The 23,692-nt window shown below is 45.4% G+C and carries 22 protein-coding genes; 12 read left to right on the top strand and 10 right to left on the bottom strand.

Translation table 11 applies throughout. The features are described 5' to 3' along the window. The first annotated feature begins 217 nt into the window (after positions 1 to 217). From ACLVWU_RS17550 to ACLVWU_RS17530, 5 genes are all read left to right on the top strand, one after another. A complete protein-coding gene (locus tag ACLVWU_RS17550; RefSeq protein WP_413576191.1) occupies positions 218 to 1,165 on the top strand; it encodes a hypothetical protein in 948 nt (315 codons plus the stop codon). Positions 1,166 to 1,282: 117 nt separating this feature from the next. After that, complete coding sequence (locus ACLVWU_RS17545; RefSeq protein WP_413576190.1) at positions 1,283 to 1,765, top strand: tetratricopeptide repeat protein; 483 nt, start codon at positions 1,283 to 1,285, stop codon at positions 1,763 to 1,765. A gap of 27 nt (positions 1,766 to 1,792) precedes the next feature. Beyond that, the gene (locus ACLVWU_RS17540) at positions 1,793 to 2,629 is read left to right on the top strand and encodes a GNAT family N-acetyltransferase (protein ID WP_413576189.1); all 837 of its coding nucleotides are present in this window, start codon (positions 1,793 to 1,795) and stop codon (positions 2,627 to 2,629) included. 95 nt (positions 2,630 to 2,724) lie between these two features. Next, positions 2,725 to 3,255, top strand: a complete 531-nt coding sequence (locus tag ACLVWU_RS17535; protein ID WP_413576188.1) for an inorganic diphosphatase — start codon at positions 2,725 to 2,727, stop codon at positions 3,253 to 3,255. Positions 3,256 to 3,369: 114 nt separating this feature from the next. After that, a complete protein-coding gene (locus ACLVWU_RS17530) occupies positions 3,370 to 3,864 on the top strand; it encodes a hypothetical protein (protein ID WP_413576187.1) in 495 nt (164 codons plus the stop codon). Positions 3,865 to 4,057: 193 nt separating this feature from the next. On the opposite strand, the gene ACLVWU_RS17525 is transcribed toward ACLVWU_RS17530, so the two are convergent. From ACLVWU_RS17525 to ACLVWU_RS17515, 3 genes are all read right to left on the bottom strand, one after another. Continuing rightward, on the bottom strand, positions 4,058 to 5,401 hold the full coding sequence (locus tag ACLVWU_RS17525) for a S1 family peptidase (protein WP_413576186.1): 1,344 nt from the start codon (positions 5,399 to 5,401) through the stop codon (positions 4,058 to 4,060). Positions 5,402 to 5,694: 293 nt separating this feature from the next. Beyond that, on the bottom strand, positions 5,695 to 6,630 hold the full coding sequence (locus tag ACLVWU_RS17520) for a hypothetical protein (protein ID WP_413576185.1): 936 nt from the start codon (positions 6,628 to 6,630) through the stop codon (positions 5,695 to 5,697). Positions 6,631 to 6,777: 147 nt separating this feature from the next. After that, positions 6,778 to 7,584 (bottom strand): S1 family peptidase, encoded by an 807-nt coding sequence (locus tag ACLVWU_RS17515; RefSeq protein WP_413576184.1) that lies wholly within the window; start codon positions 7,582 to 7,584, stop codon positions 6,778 to 6,780. A 153-nt stretch (positions 7,585 to 7,737) separates the two neighbouring features. Between ACLVWU_RS17515 and ACLVWU_RS17510 the strand changes: the two genes are divergently transcribed. Further along, on the top strand, positions 7,738 to 8,580 hold the full coding sequence (locus ACLVWU_RS17510; RefSeq protein ID WP_413576183.1) for a cupin domain-containing protein: 843 nt from the start codon (positions 7,738 to 7,740) through the stop codon (positions 8,578 to 8,580). A 37-nt stretch (positions 8,581 to 8,617) separates the two neighbouring features. Continuing rightward, complete coding sequence (locus tag ACLVWU_RS17505) at positions 8,618 to 8,974, top strand: DUF1801 domain-containing protein (protein ID WP_413576182.1); 357 nt, start codon at positions 8,618 to 8,620, stop codon at positions 8,972 to 8,974. Positions 8,975 to 8,993: 19 nt separating this feature from the next. Here ACLVWU_RS17505 and ACLVWU_RS17500 read toward each other — a convergent pair whose 3' ends face one another. Next, positions 8,994 to 9,377 (bottom strand): hypothetical protein, encoded by a 384-nt coding sequence (locus ACLVWU_RS17500; protein WP_413576181.1) that lies wholly within the window; start codon positions 9,375 to 9,377, stop codon positions 8,994 to 8,996. A gap of 87 nt (positions 9,378 to 9,464) precedes the next feature. On the opposite strand from ACLVWU_RS17500, the gene ACLVWU_RS17495 reads away from it, so the two are divergent. Beyond that, positions 9,465 to 11,198: a hypothetical protein gene (locus ACLVWU_RS17495; protein WP_413576180.1), complete on the top strand. Its 1,734-nt coding sequence runs from the start codon at positions 9,465 to 9,467 to the stop codon at positions 11,196 to 11,198. Here the strand turns inward: ACLVWU_RS17495 and ACLVWU_RS17490 are convergent, their stop codons facing one another. Next, on the bottom strand, positions 11,199 to 11,648 hold the full coding sequence (locus tag ACLVWU_RS17490; protein ID WP_413576179.1) for a YaiI/YqxD family protein: 450 nt from the start codon (positions 11,646 to 11,648) through the stop codon (positions 11,199 to 11,201). It lies immediately after the preceding gene. 96 nt (positions 11,649 to 11,744) lie between these two features. Between ACLVWU_RS17490 and ACLVWU_RS17485 the strand changes: the two genes are divergently transcribed. Continuing rightward, positions 11,745 to 12,074: a hypothetical protein gene (locus ACLVWU_RS17485; protein WP_413576178.1), complete on the top strand. Its 330-nt coding sequence runs from the start codon at positions 11,745 to 11,747 to the stop codon at positions 12,072 to 12,074. A gap of 43 nt (positions 12,075 to 12,117) precedes the next feature. Here ACLVWU_RS17485 and ACLVWU_RS17480 read toward each other — a convergent pair whose 3' ends face one another. After that, positions 12,118 to 12,906: an alpha/beta hydrolase gene (locus ACLVWU_RS17480; RefSeq protein WP_413576177.1), complete on the bottom strand. Its 789-nt coding sequence runs from the start codon at positions 12,904 to 12,906 to the stop codon at positions 12,118 to 12,120. Positions 12,907 to 13,015: 109 nt separating this feature from the next. Between ACLVWU_RS17480 and ACLVWU_RS17475 the strand changes: the two genes are divergently transcribed. Then, entirely contained in the window at positions 13,016 to 14,023 is a 1,008-nt protein-coding gene (locus ACLVWU_RS17475; protein ID WP_413576176.1) for a GlxA family transcriptional regulator, read from the top strand. Between the two features lie 32 nt (positions 14,024 to 14,055). On the opposite strand, the gene ACLVWU_RS17470 is transcribed toward ACLVWU_RS17475, so the two are convergent. Further along, positions 14,056 to 14,946: an alpha/beta fold hydrolase gene (locus ACLVWU_RS17470; protein ID WP_413576175.1), complete on the bottom strand. Its 891-nt coding sequence runs from the start codon at positions 14,944 to 14,946 to the stop codon at positions 14,056 to 14,058. Between the two features lie 163 nt (positions 14,947 to 15,109). Continuing rightward, the gene (locus ACLVWU_RS17465) at positions 15,110 to 15,700 is read right to left on the bottom strand and encodes a YdeI/OmpD-associated family protein (RefSeq protein WP_413576174.1); all 591 of its coding nucleotides are present in this window, start codon (positions 15,698 to 15,700) and stop codon (positions 15,110 to 15,112) included. 173 nt (positions 15,701 to 15,873) lie between these two features. On the opposite strand from ACLVWU_RS17465, the gene katG reads away from it, so the two are divergent. Continuing rightward, positions 15,874 to 18,081, top strand: coding sequence for a catalase/peroxidase HPI (katG, locus tag ACLVWU_RS17460; RefSeq protein WP_413576173.1), 2,208 nt, complete (start codon positions 15,874 to 15,876; stop codon positions 18,079 to 18,081). Positions 18,082 to 18,143: 62 nt separating this feature from the next. On the opposite strand, the gene wecB is transcribed toward katG, so the two are convergent. Next, positions 18,144 to 19,436 carry a non-hydrolyzing UDP-N-acetylglucosamine 2-epimerase gene (gene wecB, locus ACLVWU_RS17455; protein WP_413576172.1) on the bottom strand — a complete coding sequence of 431 codons (1,293 nt, stop codon included), beginning with the start codon at positions 19,434 to 19,436 and terminating at the stop codon, positions 18,144 to 18,146. Positions 19,437 to 19,516: 80 nt separating this feature from the next. On the opposite strand from wecB, the gene ACLVWU_RS17450 reads away from it, so the two are divergent. Continuing rightward, entirely contained in the window at positions 19,517 to 20,434 is a 918-nt protein-coding gene (locus ACLVWU_RS17450) for a pseudouridine-5'-phosphate glycosidase (RefSeq protein ID WP_413576171.1), read from the top strand. Positions 20,435 to 20,439: 5 nt separating this feature from the next. On the opposite strand, the gene ACLVWU_RS17445 is transcribed toward ACLVWU_RS17450, so the two are convergent. Then, positions 20,440 to 23,466, bottom strand: a complete 3,027-nt coding sequence (locus tag ACLVWU_RS17445) for an outer membrane lipoprotein-sorting protein (protein ID WP_413576170.1) — start codon at positions 23,464 to 23,466, stop codon at positions 20,440 to 20,442. Positions 23,467 to 23,692 lie beyond the last annotated feature (226 nt).

Raw genomic sequence — 23,692 nt, 5'->3', positions numbered from 1 at the left:
TCCTTTCCTCCAATCACGAGGGGGAAGTTTCGATAACTTGCGACTCTCCTCTACCATCCTTAGCCCTTAGCTTAAGAGCACGCGAAGAATGTCACACCGAATCTTTAGCGACGGAGGACCTTCTCAAGCAAATCTAAATTGTACGAAATCGACCAACGTCTATGGCGACGACCTTTGAGGTTATTCACATAGAAGCTTACTGATATGATTTCAGCTGATGAAGAATCGAAACAAATTTCTAATCTCAATCCTGGCTCTTACTATAGCCGGTCTGTTCTTTCAGAAGAAGATTGAAGTTGATGTCTCAACGGCCAAAGCCTCATCTGTCGATGGAATATCAGAATCTAAACCGATACCGAAAACTGCTCCCACCGTTCGTACGAGCAAAATTCCCACTGCAAAATCCCAAGGAAGCTCTCTGGATCCAGAAAACAAAGACCTGCTTTGTAAGTTAAAGTTGGCTCGAACGAATGTTCCAATGCAGGGTAATGTACAGGTTTTCGTAAATAGCATGACGCCATTCTTTGGAAATGATGTAGATAATGTTGCGTGGATAAAATCGGATTCATGCCCTAAGGGCACGTATTCAATTATTCATTTCTCAAATGATGGAAGAGTATCACAAGAAGTAGACTGTCGAAGTTCAAGTCTAACAGAAATTGCAACGATGAGTGGGGAGCAAGGAAACATAGACGATACTTCACCAAAAGCCGGTGAGACCAGCTTGGCTGTGGTTGGAAATGGATATTTTGTATTAAGATGCCCAAGCAGAGGCCTCATTCTTACGAGAGATGGAAAATTTCAACAAGGACCTGATGGCAATTTAGTGAACCGCGATGGTTGCACCTTATTAAGTCAGAACGGAAGCTCATTTCAAAATATCGATATCAATCATTCGGGCTGCAATTCGAATGGAGATTGTGTCGGTACTATCGACCCCGCCTTTGATGATGTCTATGGCCTTGAATACTTAAATAACTATAGTTTTTATGCGGAAGATGTCGGTCAGCTAACGGAGTCCGTCACCAAGAAAGGCGACAAGAACTTGAGGCCATCATTCTTTGTGAATGCTCTTGAAGATGTACACAATCCAGAACGAGGTCTTACGAGTGTTTCGTGGAGCAAGCATCCCCACGTGAACTTAAACGACATCGAGTGCCCGTAAGTTTAGCCAGAATAGCCGCGCTTTCTGTTCAAAGTATTTCTAGAGTTGCATAATTATTGAGCATGAAATACAAAGCGACAGTTGGAAATTTAGCTGGAATTCGTAAGCAGGAAATTTATGAAACAAAAAATCGAACAGGCCATTCAACTTCGCAAAAGTGATAAACCCGAAGAAGCAATGAGCCTTTTATTAAGCCTGCTTCCGCTTCATCCAAATGATCCAGATTTAAACTATCAGTTAGCTTGGACCTGCGACTTTATGGGTAAGGAAGCTGACGCTGCTCCATACTACGAGAAGGCTCTTTCAAACGGATTAACTGAGGGCCGTGATGGCGCGTTCCTTGGCTTGGGAAGTACCTATCGCTGTTTGGGTGAATACGAAAAATCTTTGAACGTGTTCGACCAAGGAATCAAAGAGTTTCCAGAGCACCGCTCGTTAAGAGTCTTCAGAGCGTTGACACTTTATAATCTCGGAAAATCAGAAGAGTCGGTTAGCCAACTGCTAATTCAACTTATTGATACCACTTCTGACGCATCAATTAAGTCCTACGACGGAGCGCTTAGATTTTATTCGGATAAACTTAACGAGACTTGGAAGTAACTTAGCACTTTCTCGAACCAGAGACTTATGAAGCATTTTGAAATTAAGAACATTGATTTGCGATCTCTTGCAGAAATGGAGCAGCTGCTTAGCCTGTCTGTCGGCTATCCGATAAGTATGGCTGATGAGATCAGTTACTTCGAAGAAGAGTCACCTAAGGGCTGGTTTTATGCCTCTGAAAAGAATGGAAGAAAAGTAGGTTTCATCAGAAGCTTCAAGCAAGGCGAAGCTTGGAGTCAGGGTGATCTTTATGTCGAAGCTTCCAATCAAGACAGAATGGCCATCGCTAAAGAGCTTCTGCAGGCATTCCTGGCTGGCAATTCTTTTCCCGCGAACCATAGAGTAAGGTTCGATGTTCCATCAAACGACGGTGATTTAATTCATGTCTTCAGGCATTTAGAGGCCAACGTTAAGTCGCAAACATTTCACTATTTTGAGCTCGCGATTCCTGCTGGCTTGCGCCCAGAAAATGCGGAAGAATCTTCTCATAAGGCGAAACCCGAGCATATAGCCGAAGCAATGAGCAATCTGCATCCTGTTTCCTCCGGCGAGGCCCAAGAATGGATTGATTCAGGCTCTCTAAGAATTGAAATGGTAGGCGATCAAGTAGCTGCGGTCGCGCAAATATATATCCATCCGCAATCGGCAGAGATTAACCGTATCGCTACACATAAAGAGTTTCTGAGACAGGGACACTCAAGAAGTTTGCTGACAAAAATTTCTGCCGAACTCTCTGCAATCAATATCCCGACACTTTTCTTAAAAGTGGAGGATGTAAGGACTCCAGCCATAGAGTTCTATAAGAATTTCGGCTTTGAAGAGATCCACGAAAAGCAGCAAACCTGGTATTCGATTTACTTTTAATTGTCTTTTTAACAAGTGAATACCAATGCGTTGGTGTTGGGGCAGAGACTATATCAAAATCAATTCATTGGCAGATGCAAGTAGGGGAGGTTCAAGTGAATCCTTGGCATGACGTGAATTTGGGTCTTGATGAAGCAAATGAGTTAAATTGTCTTATCGAAATTCCAGCTCAATCAAAAATTAAGTACGAAATTGATAAAGAAAGCGGCTTACTGAAAGTTGATAGAATTCTGCATAGCTCAGTTCACTATCCATGCAACTATGGGCTGTTTCCCCAAACATTCTGTGATGATGGTGATCCCTTAGATGTCTTGGTGATTGGCCAAGCGCCCGTTGTTCCGTTGTCTATTATGAGAGTTCGCCCTGTGGGTGTGCTTCGCATGATTGATCAAGGGAAAGGCGATGATAAAGTCATTTCCGTCCATGTTGATGACCCGGAATACAACCACATTAAAAAACTAAAAGAACTGGCGCCCCATAAAATGGCGGAAATTCGCCAATTTTTTGAAAGCTATAAGGTTCTTGAGAAAAAATCCGTGGAAATTCGCTCGATTGATGATGAGCACGCCGCAATCGAGGTAATTGCGGAAGCGATCAAGTTTTACAAACAGAAATTTTCGAAATAACTGAAAGATCCCACCATCGGTATCAAGTAGTCCCGTAAACATTGGGTGGAGCTGTACTAATACCAAATATCTAAGTATCATTTCCGTTCCACCGTAATGTAGTAGGGGAATAAAATGGAAGTTACAGACCCAAACGTATGGAAGAAATGTAGCATTTGTAAAAAACCTATTCTGTGGGCAGCGCGATACTATGTATGTAGTGTTTCCACCTGTAATGGGGATCGCACGGGATACGTCTTTTGCAGCGTCTCTTGTTTTGATGCGCATTTGCCGGGAGCTCGGCATCGTCAGGCGGGTGCGATTGAAAAAATGGCGCCGAAATCAGCTGGCGATACTTCGTCGCGAACCTTGATAAAGCCCGCAACCGCGACATCTGCCGGTCCTTCTACTCACGGTGGCTCGAAGCCAATTCCCCGGGATACATTAATTATCGCTTCTAGATTGAAAGAGTACGTAACGGCGAAGGCCGATTACAACACTTCGGCATCGGTCATGGATGTTCTCTCAGACTATGTCCGCGTGATTACTGATCGTGCGATAGACAATGCGCGAGCTGAAGGCAGAAAAACAGTCCTGGATCGCGACTTTGATTTCCTAAAAAAAGGCTAAAATTAGCAAGAATTATCAGAAACTACCGCCGTAGACCCGCTATATCTGGTTTCAGCAGAGGGACGTCATGAGTGACCATGGGTTTAGAGTTTATAAGGCCATTCGTTATATCGATCAGAATCTATTTGCGCAAATAGATCTGGATTCGATTGCGAGTGCTGCTTTCTCAATATTTTCTGGAACTAATCTCGAGCTATTGTGTCGCGCAATTGATGACAGGGAGAAGACCGCTGACATATCCGTCAGCGTTGTGCACAACCACTTTCGCGATGTTGCCAATCGTCTTTATTCTCGTCTCCTGTACGCTGCTAAAAGCACCATTAGAGATAACCATTGTGGCCATGATGTCAGTGCCATCTAATTTACTTTCTGGCGAACCATAAACAGTATAAAAATCGATCTTAGTTAGGTCGATAGACCTCGCTTTTTCGCAGTTTTCACCTATAAGAGCGGCATCGACCATACCCATTTCTCCGTTCTTGCCTCTAATAAGTGCTCGACCTTCGAGACTAAGATATTTATTTTTCGGATTTACCGTTGCTGATGCCAACTGGAACTCGAAAGTGTTCGGATCTTTTTCGATGCTGGCTAGATTAATACCAAGATCGCTTCCTGTTAGAGCCTTGAAAGTATCAACAACGAATCTGAGTGGTGGACCTGCAAGAGAAACCGCAACTTGGTTTCCGGACTCAGCGCAGTTACCACTTATCTCGCCGCCCTCATTGACAGCAATCAAATTGATCGTGCCATCTTTTTCAAAATAAATAGGACCTCCAGAGTCCCCGTGGCAAATAGCTGCGTCTTGTGATTCCTTTTTAAAAAGAAGCGTAGTGGATGATTTTAAATTGGCGTCCCTAAGCGTAAATGTATTTGAATCTAAAGTGTATTTGAAGGAGTTTACCCCAAGATCAATAGTAATATTCCCGTTACGAAGTTTACCATCGTAGCTGTTCGCCCCTTCAGCGTGCGCACCGAAACCCGCTACCTGAATTTGGTTTTTCGTCAAGGAATCCAAGTCATTTGATATTATTACCGGACGATAAAAATCAGGAAGTGGTTTTTTTAGTTTTATAAGTGCCACGTCGTATCCCTTTGCGAAATTACTGATCCGTGAGTCAGCGGAATACGCTAGATAAAATGGGTGGATCACGATTGCACTAGCTTCCGAAGCGATGCTTTTGGACCACCTGGACACGGAGTTTCCCTTGGCATCTTTGACTTCAGTGCTGTGATATTCAAAAACCGAAATCGCTTCGGGGTTATATGCTTTAGGAGCTGCCATTTCTTTTGAAAACGAGGTTACGCAGTGTCCGGCAGTCAAGATAAGGTCCTGTGCTAGCACACTTCCAGTGCACATACCTTTAGGCATTTGAATATAAACAGTGGTGTGTGCAATGGCTTGATCGTCTATTGTGACATCTCCATTGATAATCGCGGAGCGGGATTTATCTACATTCAAAAGGCCCTGTTGTTTGGAGCCAGTGCAGGCGCTAAGAGTGGCAATGGTAGCAAGGCTTATAATGAAGTAGCTTTTCATTTTCTCCCCTAAGAATACGAAATTGTATGTCGAAAGATTAGACACGAGCCGGTGAACGGCACCCTTTTCTATCTATAAACACACATAAGCTGTTAAAAATGATCGATTGAGGTAATGCAAGCCGAGGGCCAGTGATTTAAGCCTAATTGGTCGCTTGTCCACGTTTGTCAAAAACTTGTGGTTTTATACCAGGGCGAGGATTGGAATGAAGCTGGGATGGATAAAAAGAATGAGAAAGATTTAAACGGAAACCACCCTTTTGGGTGGATCCATTTATCGAGAATTTATTAAATCTAGAAAACCGCGTAAACGTTCAAATTGTAACTCAAATTATCATACGAAAACGCTCGGGAATCGCCGCTCAGGATCGAGCCGCTGCCGTTCTCTAAGCTAGTATCGCTGATCAGCGCTGGATTGATATAGAAAGCGCCATAGTACATATTCAAGCCCACTTCGTGTGAACCCATGTTAGCCATATCCGGCTCCCAGTTGCCTCTTTGTGCCTGGCTGGATCTTTCAGAAACTGTGTAAGCGTAATAAGGCATGATGTGGTCATTCATCGTGTAGATGAAGTATGGAGCAGCTTTCACTTGGTAGTATTCAGCATCCGAACCAACCGCTTTGTTTGGGTTATTTTGGCTATTGAACAGTACACGTGGGGATACGTATCCCGCCATCGTGAACTTCGGAGTGATTGTCCACTCTAAGTAAGTATCAAAGCGCAGACGGCCCAACTCTTTGTTTTCCTGAGCCACCTGATCAGTCGGGGCATAGTATCTAAGATCCAATAGTGCGGCACTTGATCCCAACCAGCCGGTTGGTTTCAAAGCTGCGCGCAGAACTGTCTCGGCCATTGCGGTAGAGGAGTTGCGGTGAAGAATTGCATCACGACCGCCCAAACCATTACGTGAGGAAGTGATTTGGAATTGCTGACGTAGTTCAAGCTCCCAAAGTTTTGAAGGAGCATAGCGAGCGCCCACAAAGTTGTAAGAGATGATCGGACCTGATTCAGATTTGCGATTATCACCTTCGTAATTGTAGTTTTCAGAACCCAAAGTCAAATGCCATGGTGACTCTGTTGCTGGAGCCTTAGTAGTAATGCTGGCTTCTGCAGCGGGTGCTGAAGATGTTGCCGCCGGATTGGCAATTTTAGTAGTTGATGTAGATGCATCTTGAGCAAAAGCCTGCCCACAAAGCAATGTCGCGACCGTGATTAGCGCTATCTTCATTTATCCCCCCAAACGTAGATGGGTAAATGATTTCAAGGCTTACTTCGCACGTCAAAACAATTAGCGAAATGACCAAATGTTAAATTCGATTTTACATCTGCCAATGCTGGAAATCGGCGATTTGCGTCCAATTTTTTACTTAAAATCTTACTGGAGAGCTTGGATGTTCCTCTTGATCCAAGGCAAGTAAGTTCTTAGATCCGTAGCCTTTAGCAAAATAATGAACTCGTCGTCTTCATCTAACCAGTCTCTCATGGCGCTGATATTGCCGACCATTGTGACTTCGCCGGATTTGGATCTTACGTACAAGGGGCCACCTGAATCACCTAAGTTAATGCCGGTCTTGGTCTGATTGATGATCAAGGTGCCGGGTTCGACCATTTGGTTGCCTTCAATCCAAAGTGACGGGTACAAGGTGTTAGTGGGAAGTGAAGTAGTTCTTAAGATCCCGGAATCTTCTTTATTAGGACCGGTAATTCCGTAACCAATAAATTCGAACTTCGCATTTTTAGGAATTACAAAATCCTGCGGCGGAAGAGCGCGAATTTTATAGCTAGCTGAAGAATCATAGGGCGCAAATTTCAAAATCGCGATATCAGCTTCATTGCTTTCAACTGCTTTAGTAACCACACCCAATAGGCCCTTCTTGCTCTTGATGCCGTTCTGGTGGGACTTGTTCTGCGAAAGATACATTTTCTCTTCAGACACGCAATGGGCAGCTGTAAGCACCAGGTTCTTACCAATGATAGTCCCTGTGCATTGGCTGGAATAACCATCATCACTTTCAAGCAGGATAGAGACAGTGCTTTCGCTTAAGTCCGTGGACTCAGTCACTCGTTTGCCATTGACGATTTCAGTCGTGTTCCCAGTGTCTAGCTGTTCCACCGCGGATTTCCCGCAGGCAACAAGTGTAAACGAAATAGACAAGACCAGCAGTTTTTTCATGGAATTCATTGCCGAAGCTCCCAGTATCCGTATGAGGTAATGGGAGACGGGTTGCAACCACTATGCCCACTTGAAAAGATTCAGGTTCCCCAGCTGACAGCGGTGAGGGGGTGGATTAAGATTTTCGTAACTCTTCCGTGTTGAGGAGTGAGTGGGGGAATTTTGAAAGTTCTATCGAAAGAGCAGTTTAAGCACGAGCAGCTAACCAGCAAGAAGACCGGCGAGACGTATTCCTTGTCTGCGTTGGTTTCTCAGCAGTTGAGTTCCGAACAGCTATTTATTCATCATGACGTCATTGCGCCAGGGCATCGGTCATCGGGACCTCATCACCACAGTGATATTGAAGAGGCTGTTTATGTGGTAAAGGGTGCCGCAACAGTTGTTGAGGGTAGCACTGAGTTATTGGCTGAAGAGGGTTCGTTGGTTTTATTCGATCCCAAAGTTGCTGCACCTCACTTCGTAGCTAATCGCACAAGTCAGAATGTTGAAACAATGACCTTCTCGAAGAATTCTGAGGCGGATCAAGTTGTACATAGTGGAGCAAAGCCTTATCGCTCAACGTTCTTGTCGCATGTAGAGTTGTCCGTATCTGATTATGCCAAGAGTATCCGCTTTTATGACAAAGTTTTGATTCCGCTTGGTTGGAAGCGTTTGGTTTGTCAGAAAAGTCATACGACATTCTCTGATGGCGCGATGAAGATTGTTCTTTGTCCTACCGAAGAAAAGTATCGTGAACACGGCTTTCACCGGAAAAGAACCGGGTTGAATCACCTGGCATTTTACGCGCCCTCAAAAGAATCCGTGGATCAACTCTACCAGAATGTTCTGTTACCAAACCAGATTGAATGTCTTTATGAAAAGGCACCATCAGGTGAGTCTGATTACTATGCGGTGTTCTTTGAGGACCCGGATCGCATTAAAGTCGAAGTCGTGTATTCTCCAGGATACTGCGATAGCGACCATTGGACAAATCAGATGAAGGATGACTTTGATCCCTATGCGTAATCGGTAACGTTTAAAAGAACCTACGATGGAGCGTTAAATGAAGACATTCGAAACTTTTGCTAAGTGGAATCAGGCGCAATCTGCTGCGCATAAGCGCATAATTTCTAAATTGAGAAAGCTTGTTGCAGAGGTGGCTCCGCAGTTGGAGGAATCCAGCAAGTGGGGCAACGGCGTTTGGCTTAAGGGTGAGCTGCCTATCATTTACATTCACACGGAAAAAGATCATCTTCAGTTTGGATTTTTTGTGGGGGCATTACTTGCGGACCCTAAAAAGGTGCTTAGAGGCAGTGGGAAATACGTTCGACATATTCGCATTGAAAGTGCCAGCGATCTGGATGAAGCGATCATTGCTTCGATGGTTCGAAAAGCGGTGAAGGCGCCACCGTATAAATGATAAAGCTGGGTGTAATATTTTAAAAAGTCAGCTTGCAGGATAGTGAGTGTGCTTTTGCTGTCTTGGGATCGGTGATGCTAAGGGTGAAATTGGTTTCAGAGTCTGTTTTAAAATCGAACTTGTAATTGGTTTTTTGGGATTTTTTGGTTTTGAACATCTGAATTTTGTTCCATGGCGACACCACTGCCAAGTTTACCTTCTTCTCATCTCGAACAACTAGCATCAGTGAGCTTTGCCGATCCAAATAGGCATTTGGCTCTTTGGCGTTGATAAGGGCTTTTTTCGAATTTAAAGATGTATGAACAGTCCATTTGTCCAGATCAGAGTCACAACTGATTCTGTCGAACGCGTATGCGCCACCAGTCGAGAGGATAATCAAAGACATCAGGACAATCTTTTTCATAGTTCTATACATCGGAGTATTAACACCTGTGAACAATGCGACAAAGGACCTGTTTAATTTGGGGGCTAATTTTCCGAAAAAGACATCATGAAACTGTTTATTGTTATTACCATTTTATGTTCAGTTCATCTTAGCTTAGCCCAGTCTGAAGGTGAAGGTGAGTACGAAGAGGGGCAAGCAGAAGCATCTGAAATGGATCAAACTAACTCGTCGCTCATGGGATCGATGAATGATGTGATCAAGGGTGCATTGAACAAGCTTCCAGATGGCGAAACGAAAAATGGTCTAAAAGAGTATTTGGGCACATTGGGTATTGAGTCTTACGGTAATGACAATGTCTCGATGGAAAATAAAGGTTTGATGGCCTATTACGAAAATAGGTTCGCGGATGCCAAGAATAGCTGCGTACGCAATGCTGCCCTGGCATTCTATAAAGACGTTGAAAAATCTCTTTCAGCTCAATCTAAAGGCATGAAATGCAATCAAAGTTCTGAATCCAGCAAGTATGGCTGTTCGGATTCTCGGGCGCAATTGTCTGAAGTCGCTGGCGAGGGTCGATTTAAAGGATTGTCACCTGGATGGCTTTGGCAGCTGGCTTTAAAACACTCTAAGAATGATCCGAATTCTGCGATTTTTTTAATTGGAATGTGTGGGCATGATGATCGTTCGCAAGGGTACTTGGAGTATGCAGATGAATCTGAGAAGGCTCTGGATGCGTTAAGATTGCAGCGTCAGGGGACTCTTGCGGAAAAAGCTAAGCTTGATGCGCAGATCAAGGAACTTTCAAAAAATTACGATCGCAATCAAGAACAGATCTTTCAACTTGGAAAAAAGTCCGTTGCATTGAAGGCTTCAGCGGACAAACTTCAGAATAGTTCATCGTTGAAGCAGGAACTGCACTGCCCACCGATTACGTCCGGTTACTATGCTCCGCAATCGCTGGGTAAAAGTGCAGACATCTCGCAGGATTTGAAGAATACCATTGCGGCAGATCAGAAGACTGCTGACGGTGCCAAATCTGCGCCCGCTAAGTACTATCATGTCTACGGCTCAGCCCTTATGGCATGTCAACTTGTGCAAAATGGATTTTCCCCAACGAAGGCCTCATTCGTTCAACAGCAGGCGGCACGTGTTTATCGTGGCGTTCGAATGTGTGAATCTGTGAATCAGGATTTTAAGCAATCTTGGAGTGATCTATCAAAAAAGTATAAGGCCAAAGACATTGTCGATCTTACTCAGAAAACAGTAGCGACAATCAAATCGGGGAAAGTGAAGTGCCCGCGCAGTCTGGCTGGGCAGGCCGTGCCTCCGGAGTGCGACTTGTTGTACTCGATCGGATACTCGTCCGAGATGGTCACCTCTGGTGAACTGGTGGTTTCAGCATCCGATATCAAAGAAAAAATAGGCGGCGCCGCGAGAAATTCCGATGCTCTTGAACTTTATAAGTCCTGGTACCTGGGTGGTGGCACTGCTTTCGGTCGGAAGGTGCCATGTACTGATGTTCGTATGTTTGGACCAAATAATCTGATGAAGCCAGACAGTAACTTCTTCGATAAGCTCTCTAAACCGAAGGGTTGGTCTGATGAACGATATCGTCAAGCTTCACAAAAGCTTGGCACTTGGGATGACGACTTTCAGTGGACAATTGCCCAGCACAAGGCCGGCGCTGATTTTGCGGGGAAAAACTGTAAAAAGCGTGCGCCTGGTGAAAAACCGCTTCGTGGAATTTGTCCAAATGGTCCACCTGATGGCGTAACTAACACGGATCTATATCAAAAAGACGCGGTTTCCCCAGCTGATAGTGAAGAAGGTGTCCAATAATCAAGAGCGCTTCAGTTGCTGAATTACTTGATCCAGAGTGCTCAGGAATTTCGAGCGGTCTTTTTTATCCATCGGCGCAGGGCCGCCGCGGACTTCGCCCATGTGTCGTAGGTTTTGCATAAGTTCACGGGTAGCGACAGCAGAGCCGATGCTGTCTTCGGTGAACTCGATTCCTTTTGTTCCAATAACTCGTACTTGGTTTTTTACGCAACGTTCAGCAAGCAGGATATCTGCCGTAATGACGATATCGCCTTTTTGCGCATGCTCCACAATCCAGTCATCGGCGGCATCGAAATCAGTTGAAGCGACAACCATTTCGATTCGTGAACTTTGTGGGACATTCAAATACTTATTAGCCACGACAAAAACTTTCAACTGATAGCGTTCCGCTACTTTGTAAGTTTCGTCTTTAACTGGGCAGCCGTCGGCATCAATATAAATATTCAACATACTTTAATGGTCGTTTCAAAAGGCTCACCGGTCAACTGGATGGTTGCAATTCAATTAGCCGGGCAATAATCTGAGGTTTCTGTTGGAGAATTCCGTATGAGCCAGCCGGTCGACAAATTAAGAGCAAATCTTTCGGTGCAGTTAAAAGCAGCAATGACTAAGCGTGATCAGGTGGCTACCAGTGCTCTGCGCGCAGTGATGGGAACATTGGATAATGCCAGTGCGGTGCCGTTATCTTCAGTTGCTGAAACCGATAGAAGTGAAATTCCCCGTCGGGAATTGAGTCAGAGTGATATTGATAGAATTTTGGATGCAGAGATTGAAGTTAGATTGCATGCCTTGGCAGAATTTCAGAGGCTCGGTAATGCAGCTGAAGTAAGTGCAATTGAGCGAAGTATTGAAATCATCAAAGGATTGAAGGCCTAAAAAAGAGGAGCTCCATTCGGGAGCCCCTCTATCCAATAAGAAATTAGCTATTTAAATGATCAGCCCAGTTAAGACTAGCTTCAGCCACTTTCTGCCAGCCAGGCTCAGCGACAAGGTAATGGGAAACTCCATCAAAACTTAAATAATCAGTGCGAGCTTTTGATTTCGACTGTTTTTTAAAGATCGAGCGAACCAAAGCGGGAGCAGTAGTGCGATCTTTTTCACCGGCAATCACTAGCAGCGGTTGTTTGCGGTTTTTTGCATCCACAAAAGTTCCGATTGAAAACGCCGCCTCGTAAAAGATGCGACCTGGGGCAGGAATCACCTCGCGGGCATAATCCGCATCCCGTTGTTCCTTTGGTGCAGTATTCGCAAAGTTCTCGTCGAACGCTTCTTTAGTCAGAACAAACGGTTTTTTCCAGCCACTTGGTCGTAAAATAATTGGCAAAGCTGAAGCCAATGATCTGAAGTCCGCCACGATCCCGCCAATGGGTGCGGAATCAATAATCACACCGGCGGCACCCACTCCGCGGTCCAAAAGAATCTGAGTAACCAAGCCACCCATCGAGTGACCAATCAAAAGAGGAGCTTCGGGAAGGGCGCGGATGATTTCCTCGTAGTGATCAGCAATCTTTTGCAGCGACAGGCTACCAAAGTCGTCGCCTGGGTTTTTACGGATTTCTTCGATCGGGCGATCCAGGTACGGCCAAGTCGGCACGATCACGTTATAGCCATGGGCTTCGAAATATTCTTTGAAGGGATTCCAGGAAGTCGGAGTCATCCAGGCGCCATGGACTAGAACTACTGTTTTTTTATTCGGTGAGGCATTCATATAATCTCCTTAGTGTTTAAGTCTTAGTGTCTTTGATGAATATAGAATGCTCCTTTTCGAGGGATATTTGAATTGCCAGAAATGACATAATTCGGTCTATAATTGACATATGGCAAAGAAAGCACTGAAAACCAAATCCCAAGGCCCGACTGAAATCGCAATTCTCCTCTACCACGACTATCAGCCCTCTGCCGTTTATGGCTTGATGGATCTTTTTGAGATAGCAAACAGATTTGTAGCCGAGCATCTGCCGCAAGAGAAAAGATTCATCCGCATTTCTCATTGGAAGGTGAAGGGTGCCAAGAAGCCTGAAATGGAATGCGTGCTGGATACTCACCCGGATTTGGGACCGTCCAAACCGTCATTCATTCTAATTCCACCAAGCCTTAACAGATTGATCAGCCCAGATGCTGCCAGCCCTTTTGCCGAGTGGGTTTTAAAGCACCACAAAAGTGGAGTTTCAGTTTGTTCGGTTTGCTCTGGAGCTTTTGTGCTGGGTGAAACGGGGCTTTTGAATGGACGAAATGCCACCACACACTGGCTATTTAAGGATGAGTTCACGAATCGTTTTCCTAAAGTGGATTTGCAAATCGAAAAACTGGTGATTGATGATGGCGACATTCTAACTGCCGGCGGATTGATGGCGTGGATTGATTTGGGGCTTAAACTGGTGGATCGCTTATTCGGTTCAACGGTCATGGTGCAAACTGCGCGCTTCATGTTGGTAGATCCCCCAGGGCGGGAGCAGCGTTTCTATTCAAACTTTGCACCGCAGTTACATCACGGTGACGAGCAAATCGTAAAAGTGCAGCACTGGTTACAAGGAACAGGGGCGCAAGGGGCAACTTTGAGGCTTATGGCTGACAAGGCCGGAATGGAAGAACGCACATTCATCCGTCGCTTTAAGAAGGCCACCAGTCTTAATCCGACAGAATACTGTCAGCAAGTGCGAGTCGCAAAAGCGCGCGAGATGCTGGAATTCACGAATAAGAATATCGAAGAGATTTCCTGGAAGGTCGGATACGAAGACTCCAGCGCATTTCGCAAGGTCTTTCATAAAGTGATCGGGCTTACACCCGGGGAATATCGCAGTAAGTTTTCAGTAATCAGTAGATAAGCGGGACTTTGAAAAGCCCCGCTTGGGAAGAATTAGCGTTTAAGGAATTCAGTAATATATTTCGCTGACAACTCTGGATACTGATGTTGAGGGCCATGACCAGTTTGCGCGAAGTAGATCATATCTACAGTCGGGAATTTCCCTTTAGCTTTAAACCAGTCTTCTGCCGCAAAACTAATATCATTTTCGCCAAGGATTCCAAGTACCGGAATTTTTGTTTCCTGCAATTTTTTGTATGTGCCGTGAGTATCCAGGACGTAGTCACGATTTTTTAGCAGAGTATTCCACTGAGCTTCAGTCATCGCGATGTCTTTGTCAGATTTGCGCGCGGCAATTCTGTCGTGGGACTCTTTTGCAGCTTTCATACTTGCCGGGTAGGCCGGGTTAAAGAACAACACTGTTTCATCGTTAAAATCATTCACAGGTTTCAAAGCATGTTCAAAGAATACTTTTTGGGGAGGGGCTACGTCAGCGCCAGGTAGGCGTGTGCCGATCAGGATTCCATGGGAGATGATGTCAGGGAACTCAGTCAATGCCATCTGTGCAATCATGCCGCCGTAAGACCAACCGCCCACAGCAAACTTTTTGATTTTCAAAGCTTCAGCAAGCTCTTTGATTTCAGTCGCCATTTTCAAATTGGAATCAGCCTGAGTTCCTTTAGACAAACCAGTTCCCACATAGTCATAAGTGATCACGCGATTTGTTTTTGCCAGTGCATCCAAGAAAGCCGGATCCCAAGTGTCTAAATTACCGCGAAAGCGATTTGCCAGAATGATCGGGTAGCCTTTGCCAACTGAGCGGTAAGCGATAGTGCGGCCCTCTGACAATTTAGCTTGTTCTGTTTTTGCTTTTACTGCTTGGGCGTTTGCTTGAGCGCCAGTTACAGCTAGAAGGATAGTTAGGATGGTAGTATTCAGTTTCATGATTGTTCTCCTTAGTTATGAACTCTATGAAGAAAGAATGCCCCAGGAAACTGAACTATTAAATTGTGTAAAATGACATTATTCGGTTCTAAACTGACAAAAATAAAAAAGGCCACCCAAGTGGGCGGCCCTCGTGGTCTAAATCTGAAAAGAAGAACTGAGGTTAATCCATCAATCCTTTGCCCATTAAAATTCTAGGAATACACTTTTTAACTCTGGATACACGTGTTTCCGCTTGTTTAGCTGATGAAAAATGCAACAAGTACATTCTTTGGCGACCAGGTGTCAGCGAATCAAATGCAGTTTTAAGTTTCTTGTTTTTGTCTAAAGCATCTTTAAATTCAGAGGCTACTTCCTGTTTTGGCGGAGAGACCTTTTTTAAGGATTTCACTGGAGACTCGGAAAATTTCATCGCCTGAGTGATCAAAGTTTTTAGGGCTGCTTTAGCCTTCGTTACGTCCGCCATACTTTGAAATTCAAAACGTTTCACCACATGAGAGTTTTCACCTGGAGCTTTGAGAATCTTTTTTGGATCCTTAAGAGCATTGCCATCGAAAAACATTAAAGCCCCAAAGTTTTTAAAAATTTGAATCATGATGACGTTCTTGCCGTTATGGGAATAGCACGGAAATCGCCATTTGAAATCCTCTTGTAGACCGGCACTTAATGCAAGCTCTCGCAAAGCCTTCACGGCATCTGGCCATTTCTTTTCATTCTTTAAAAAGGAATCAACTTTGGGATTTCGTTCATTCATGGATGCTCCTTCGTGTTGCTGATTTGATTATGCTAACTTCCCCCATAGACATGCGCAAGTTTGTGAATACACATTGCGATGGAATTTTTCACAATTGAAATTGGAAAAGTTGGACGAATGACCTGAGTATTTAGCTTTACACACAATTCAATTTATTTCACAAGGAGCAGTCCATGGCAGAGCCACGAAGTGAGAGCGAAAATCCCGTCATACCGGCACCCAAAGCTAAAACCGGAATGCGCCCCAGAACCAATAAAGACTGGTGGCCGGATCAGTTGGATCTTTCGGTTCTGAACCGCCAATCTCCCAAAGTAAATCCCATGGATAAATCTTTTAAGTACAAAGATGAATTCAAGAAATTGGATGTAGAGGCTCTTAAACAAGACATGATGAAATTGATGCGCGACTCTCAGGAGTGGTGGCCTGCGGACTTTGGACACTACGGTCCTCTGTTCATTCGGCTAAGCTGGCATGCCGCTGGTACTTATCGAATTGAAGATGGACGGGGTGGAGCCGGTGATGGTGCGCAAAGATTTGCTCCGCTGAATTCATGGCCCGACAATGTGAGCTTGGATAAAGCACGCCGCTTGTTGTGGCCTCTTAAAAAGAAGTATGGTCGACAAGTTTCGTGGGCGGACCTATTAGTGTTTGCCGGGAACTGTGCGCTTGAGTCTATGGGTTTTAAAACCTTTGGTTTTGCATTTGGGCGCGAGGACGTGTGGGAGCCTGTGGAAGTTTTCTGGGGTCCCGAAGATGCTTGGCTTGGGGATGCGCGCTACAGTGGCGATCGCAATTTATCCAATCCTCTGGGTGCCGTACAGATGGGTTTGATTTATGTAAATCCAGAAGGACCTAACGGAAAACCAGATCCCAAAGCAGCGTCACGGGATGTTCGCGAGACATTCAGTCGCATGGCGATGAATGACGAGGAAACGGTGGCGCTCATTGCCGGTGGTCACACGTTTGGAAAAACTCACGGAGCTGCAAAAGCCGAGGGCCATGTTGGTCCTGAACCGGAAGGATGTCCTTTTCACATGCAGGGACTGGGTTGGAAGAACTCCTATAAAACAGGAATGGGCCCACACACAATTACCAGCGGGCTTGAGGGTTCCTGGACAAGCACACCTACCAAGTGGGGTCATGGCTTCTTCGAGAATCTTCATAAATACGAGTGGGAATTGACGAAGAGTCCTGCAGGCGCTCATCAATGGGTTCCCAAAGACAAGAATGCGCACAACATGGTGCCAGATGCTCACGATAAAACAAAAATGCATCCACCAACCATGTTGACCACTGACTTGGCCCTATTGGCAGATGCAAACTATGCAAAAATATCGAAGCACTATCAGGAAAACCCAGCAGCCTTCGACGAAGCATTTGCAAAAGCCTGGTACAAACTTCTTCATCGTGACATGGGACCGATTGCTCGTTACTGGGGGCCGTGGGTGCCACCAGCACAGTTGTGGCAGGATCCTGTGCCACCAGTAAATCATCCTCTAATTGAAGAAGCTGATATCAAAGCTTTAAAAGAAAAGATTCTAAACTCGGGCCTAAGTGTTTCACGTCTGGTGGCCACGGCATGGTCTGCAGCGGCATCTTTCCGTGGCACAGATAAACGGGGCGGAGCAAATGGAGGTCGGTTGCGTTTATCGCCGCAAAGAGGATGGGAAGTTAATGAACCCCACGAGCTAGAGAAAGCCTTATCAACCCTTGATAAAATTCAGGACGAATTTAACAAGTCCCAATCTGGTGGGAAGAAAGTTTCCCTGGCAGATATCATCGTATTGGGTGGATGCGCAGCTATTGAAAGTGCTGCAAAGAAGGCTGGAGTGGATGTGAAAGTACCGTTCAGTCCCGGCAGAATGGATGCCTCTCAGGAACAAACGGATGTTCACTCTTTTGCCGTGCTTGAACCGAAGGCCGATGGCTTTAGAAACTACGTTAGAAAAGGTTTGCCTCTGTCTCCAGAGACATTGTTGCTGGATCGGGCAAATTTACTGTCTTTAACTGCTCCCGAAATGACAGTTCTGTTAGGAGGAATGCGCGTGCTGAATGTGAATCATGATTCCAATCAGCATGGTGTCTTTACCGACAGACCCGGAGTTCTGACAAACGACTTCTTTGTGAATCTTCTGGATATGAACACTGTTTGGGACGAACCCTCAAAAGATGGAATCTATAAGGGTAAAGATCGCACCAGTGGCAAACAGAAGTGGACGGCGACGGCCGCCGATCTGGTTTTTGGATCCCATGCGCAGCTTCGCGCATTCTCTGAGGTCTATGCTTGTGATGATTCTAAAGATAAGTTTGTGAAGGACTTCGTCTGGGCATGGAACAAGGTCATGAATGCAGATCGTTTTGATTTGCCGGAATCAGTATAAATTAAAAATGCCATTGAGCTGGATGGCCTCCGGTTCAATGGCGCTTGTATCAGTTATAGGAATTAAAGGGGCGCTGAGCTGAGTGCAGTTTCGGCTACGCGAGGAAAGTTATGACTTCTGACTTCCGGAATACCCTCTGAAAGCTTCGTCACCAGAATATCCAAGATCTTTTCAGAAGCAAACCCGTCACCGAATGGATTCTTTGCTTGGGACATTCTGTTGTAAATTTCTGGCGTATCCAGAACTTCTGTCGCCACCCGTACAAAATTCTTCTGCTCAAGGGGGATTAATCGCGATGTGCCGGCAACAATAGCCTCTGGTCTTTCGGTTTTTTCCCGGGCCACCAGAATGGGTTTGCCAAGTGAAGGAGCCTCCTCCTGCACGCCACCCGAATCGGTAATAATCATATGCGCGCGATCCATCAAATAGATAAATGGCACGTAATCCACCGGCTCGCACAACCAGATTTTATTTTCGGGATTCAGGAAGTTGCCTTTATCTACCCATTGCGCTTGGTTGCCGAAAATCTTGGCAGCCGAGGTGCGAACTTGGGGATTCATGTGCAATGGGATCAGAAGTTCAATGTCTGATCTTCTGGAAAGTTCAAGCAGGCCTTTCATAACCTCTTCCATTGGCGCCCCAAAAGATTCGCGGCGATGAACCGTGACCAGAATCATCTTGCGCTGCGGATTCAGGAAGGAGTACTTGCCGTCGAATTCGCTCTCCAAAGCCGGAGTTGCATGAATTTTTCTTTTAACTTCAAACAAAGCATCGATACCGGTATTGCCGGTCACAAATACGTTCTCCTCTGGATAGTTTTCGCGAAGAAGATTCTCTTTAGCAGTTTCAGTAGGAGCTAAATGCACGTTTGAAATTAAAGCCGTGCCTTTGCGATTAAATTCTTCAGGAAATGGCGAAAGAATATCACCCGAGCGCAGTCCGGCTTCGATATGCACGACTTGCACCTTGTGATAGAAAGCTACCAGGCTGCCAATGAATCCACTGGTGGTATCGCCTTGAACCACAACCGCATCCACTTTGTTTTCCAGTAAAATTCTATTGAGCCCCGACATCACGCCGGTAGATATGTCGATCAAGGACTGCCCAGGGCGCATCAGATCCAAATCAAAATCAGGCTTGATTCCAAAGAAATCAAATAAAGGCCTGATCATTTCGCGGTGCTGGCCTGTGGAGCAAACCAAAACGCGGTATCTTGGATCTTTCATTGCTTTTAGGATAACGGGAGCTGTTTTGATTGCCTCAGGACGGGTGCCGAATACAAATAGAAGTGTTTTCATGAACTGAAAGTTATTTAGAATGGTCAAAGTGTGCAATTCACCAACCTGTAATTTCATCCTTTTAATAATACTTTGTGTTTTCACATAGATTTGATAAATGATCTCCGGTGCAATGAAACTGTGGGATGAGGTGGCAAATGAAAGCAAATAAAGTGGTTCTTTCGCAAGAAGTGGAACAAGCAATGACTTCAGGCAAGCCTGTTGTCGCATTGGAGTCGACGATCATTTCACATGGCATGCCTTATCCGCAGAATTACGAAATGGCATTGGCCGTCGAAGACAAAGTTCGCGAGTACGGAGCTGTTCCAGCCACTATAGCTATCATTGATGGTGTCCTGCGAGCGGGATTATCAAAACCTGAAATCGAAAGCTTCGCCAAGAAAGGAATGTCCATCACCAAGGTAAGCCGCCGCGACATTCCCCTGATCGTGTCCCAAAAGAAAGACGGTGCGACCACTGTTGCAAGTACGATGATCATTGCGGAACTTGCAGGAATTTCAGTTTTCGCAACAGGGGGAATTGGCGGCGTGCATCGCGGGGCCGAGGAAACAATGGATATCTCCGCAGATCTTGAGGAGCTTGCGCAAACCAATGTGGCTGTCGTGTGTGCGGGGGCTAAATCCATTTTGGATATCGGTTTAACGTTAGAGTACCTGGAAACAAAGGGTGTGCCGGTCCTGGGATTTCAAACTGCGGAACTTCCTGCTTTCTATACTCGTGAAAGTGGCTTTAAGGTGGATGCGAAAATGGAATCACCTCAAGAAATTGCCGAAGTCCTAAAAGCAAAGTGGAGTCTTGGCTTAAGTGGTGGAGTAGTCATCGCAAACCCGGTTTCCCAGGAATACTCACTGGATTTTAAGTCGATGGAAGCCGTGATTAACAGCGCTCTTCAGGAAATGAACGACAAAGGTATCAAAGGCAAAGACTCCACGCCGTTCTTGCTGGGTAAAGTGAAGGAACTTACTGGCGGCAAGAGTCTTGCGACGAATATTCAGCTGGTTTTGAATAATGCGAAGCTTGCGGCTGAAATAGCAGTTGCATACTCAGCCCGGTAGTTTGATTAGTCATCAGCCAGTGATTTTGGCGAGAACTGAGATGCTTTTAAGTTCTGATTAATCTTAATATCAGAAAGAGCGATATCGGTTCCGCGTTTGTTCTGGACGTTGCGAATCTTGATGCTGGATGCTCTGAACTTACCACCACTTAGTTTTTTGTAACCGCCAAAATCAATCGTCTTTAATAGCTTACCTTGCTTGTCATAGCATTCGGCTTTTATCGGAAGAAACTCTTTCGCGGAAACATAGCTGATAATTTTAGAGTAATTCGGAGAGCTTGCTGATACGTCGCTTTCCATCACAATGTATTTGCTACCCTTGATTTCCACTTCCTTTTGGATAGCGGTCTTTGCTGATGAGTCGCGGTTAAAATCAAAATCTTCTGTGCTTAGTTCCGAGCCCAAAATCCCACCTTTGCTGTTTTCGCCAGTCAGACGACGGACCTGCTTATTTGAAGGCAGATAGATCCATTTGTCTTCTTTGTCGTTCTTCATGGTGGCAAGGAGGGCCGTACCTTTTAGGTCCGCGGGCTTCATCATGCGCACCATCAGGGAGTGATCTTTCTTTCCCGGACTCATGCGCCAGATTCTCATTTCCCGCTCTTTATTCGAACCATCAGCTTCGAAGATCTTCATTTGCACGACGAAGGTTTCATCCTTGGTGCTGATGCGAGAGCTCATTTCCTGTCCCACTTTTTCTGGCGTCAGGCCTTGAGCCATCAGGGGGTGGGGTTGGAAAACTAGCACTATTGCGAAAAGAACAGATGCTGCTGTTGCCATAACTTTCTCCTTCTTCCACGTTATGGGGCGAAGAAGCCACGGGCAACTTTTCAGCATCGTTGGTAAAAGAATCAAATCCCCAACCAGACCTGTCAGCATGGACAGGACCATGTAGAAACCGAAAATACGATTCATGGCAAAGTAGGACGCCATGAAAACCGAGAATCCGGCAACCAAAGTCATCGTCGAGATCAGACATGGATTGCCTTCAAGCCAAAGCATCTTTTCAACATCCAGATTACGGCTTTTCTTGGTATTTTGCATGACTCGAAGTCGTTCCAACATATACACGGTGTTGTTAAACGCCAAACCCAGCGCGATCGAAAAGATAATGGCAACACTCGGTTTGATTGGGGTTTGTGAAATTGCCAGAAAGCCCAACAACGCAGCTGGTGGCACCAAGTTTGGGATGCAGGCCACTAAAGACCAGCGCAAGGATTTAAACACGAAAACCAGAACGACAATGATGGCGACTATCGACTGCCAGAAACCAAAAATCAGTTCGCGCGACAATTCATTGTTTAAGTGATGGATGGTAGAGCCCATTCCTGTCGACTGCACCGTCATTTCAGGGAAAGTCTGCTCGGTCATGCCGCGAACTTTGTCGACCAGATGATGTAATTGGTCCCCGGGGAGATCTTGGGTTCGGACCGAGATTCTAGTTTTGGAGCCGTCAGCATTTAAGAAGTTCTTAAGTGGACTGTCGTTGGCGAGGGAATACAAGAAGTACACTTCGGCCGTAGAGCTGCGGCTGGCAGGGAGGCGAGAGTTATGAAAGCTCGCTGCTGCGACCAGATCTGGCAAGCTGACGACACTGCCCACACCCGGCAAATCGCGGATCTCTGCTGACAGGGAATCAAGTTTTGCGATGAGGTTTGGATCGTTCCAAGCATCTTTTTGTCCGTCGATCTCGATATCAACGGGAATCATTCCACCCAACTCGCGATCGATGGTTTCCGTCGAGAGACGAACTTGATGGTTCTGTGGAAGGTCATCAAACAGCTTCGCTGACCAGGATAAATTTCCACCTTTCAAAGCCAAAGCCAATGAGACGATGATGATACCCATCGTCCACAAACCACTTCGACGAAAGAGGTAAAGTCCCCAGCGTGCTTTTGCCCAAGCCCATTCCCGGGCGCGCGGTCCTGGAAGGAACAGAAGTAGTGGGAAAAGCAATACGGTCGTCGTAACCCATCCAAGAATAATTGAAATAGCAGCAGTGACGCCGTATTCGCGAATTAATGGAACATTGGTGGTCAAAAGACTTAAGAAACCAATCATCGTAGTCGTCGAAGCAATAAGATTTGGCTTGATAATGACCTTTAAGGTCTTCATCACCAGCTTTTCGTGAGACTCAAAAGGCGCAGCCTTGCGCTCTTCGGCGTAGCGAAGCAGGGTGTGAATACAAAGTGATACAACGTCGATTGTGGTAAGAATAGGAATCGTCGTGGACAAAATAGAGAATGGAAGATTTGCCATCGCCATCACGGCCAGAACCAGAATATTTGCACACAATATAATAATGAAGGACATGATTAGCGGAGAGAAGTTAGAAAAGATCAGCGCTAGTACCACAAAGCAGGCAACAAATCCCAGAATGACGAAGTTCTTTAGTTCTGTTTGCAAGAGCAAGCTGATATCTGTTTGCACGGCTGGTGTTCCACCCATTTGGACATCAGCAAATGGCAATGCAGCCGTTGCAGTCACCTGTAAGTTCTGGCGAAGTGCCGCCAGTTCCTTATTGGTTAGGCGCTCAATATTTGCGATAAGGGAAGCCGTTTTTCCATCTTTTGAAATCAACGTCGGTGCAATCAGGGGATTTGCGGTGGTTTCGGTTTTCCACTGATCGACTGCCAAGTTTTTAAGAAGAGGCCCGACACTAAGGCCGTGTTCATTGTTGATGGCCCCTTGGATGTTGGCCAGAGAAAGAGTGTTGCGAACGCCGGGGAATTTACCAATCAGCGCTGTTAGTTTTTCAAGTTCAGTGATGCGTTCCTGCTGAAACCAGGTGCCGCCAGCTGTATCGCCGATTTTTGCGGTGATGATGAAAGGCTGCACTTCAGACAACTGAAAGGTCTGTCGACTTTTCTCGTCCAGTATCAACAGGGGATTATCTTTTGGAAGAAACTGCTTAAGACTGTATTGGGTCGTCAGTTTTGGAAGAGCAAACAAACTTAAGATGGTGATAAGAATCATGCCCAGCAAGGAACTGATGGCCAAAGTTTTTCGAGAAATTTGAAAAGGCAGTTTCATCTACTTTGTCCTTTCTATTGAATAGTGAAGTCAGATACCTAATATCGGACAGGATTTTCCTTTCTAAAATGTGCGACAAATCGTTCAGTAGTTGAACAGAGTGTTAGTTAAGCACGTGAAAAAAATATTGTGCGGAAAAAAGACCAAAAGTTATTCGATGTTGGACCAAATTCCGGAAATAAAAAATGAGGATACGTCCTATCGAAAAAAGTCGCTTTAGATTTAC

It is taken from the genome of Bdellovibrio sp. HCB290 (assembly GCF_047305925.1).
Classification (GTDB): Bacteria; Bdellovibrionota; Bdellovibrionia; order Bdellovibrionales; family Bdellovibrionaceae; genus Bdellovibrio.
The sequence above is the reverse complement of the archived record's forward strand: the minus strand, read 5'-3'. Positions and strand labels throughout refer to the sequence as shown.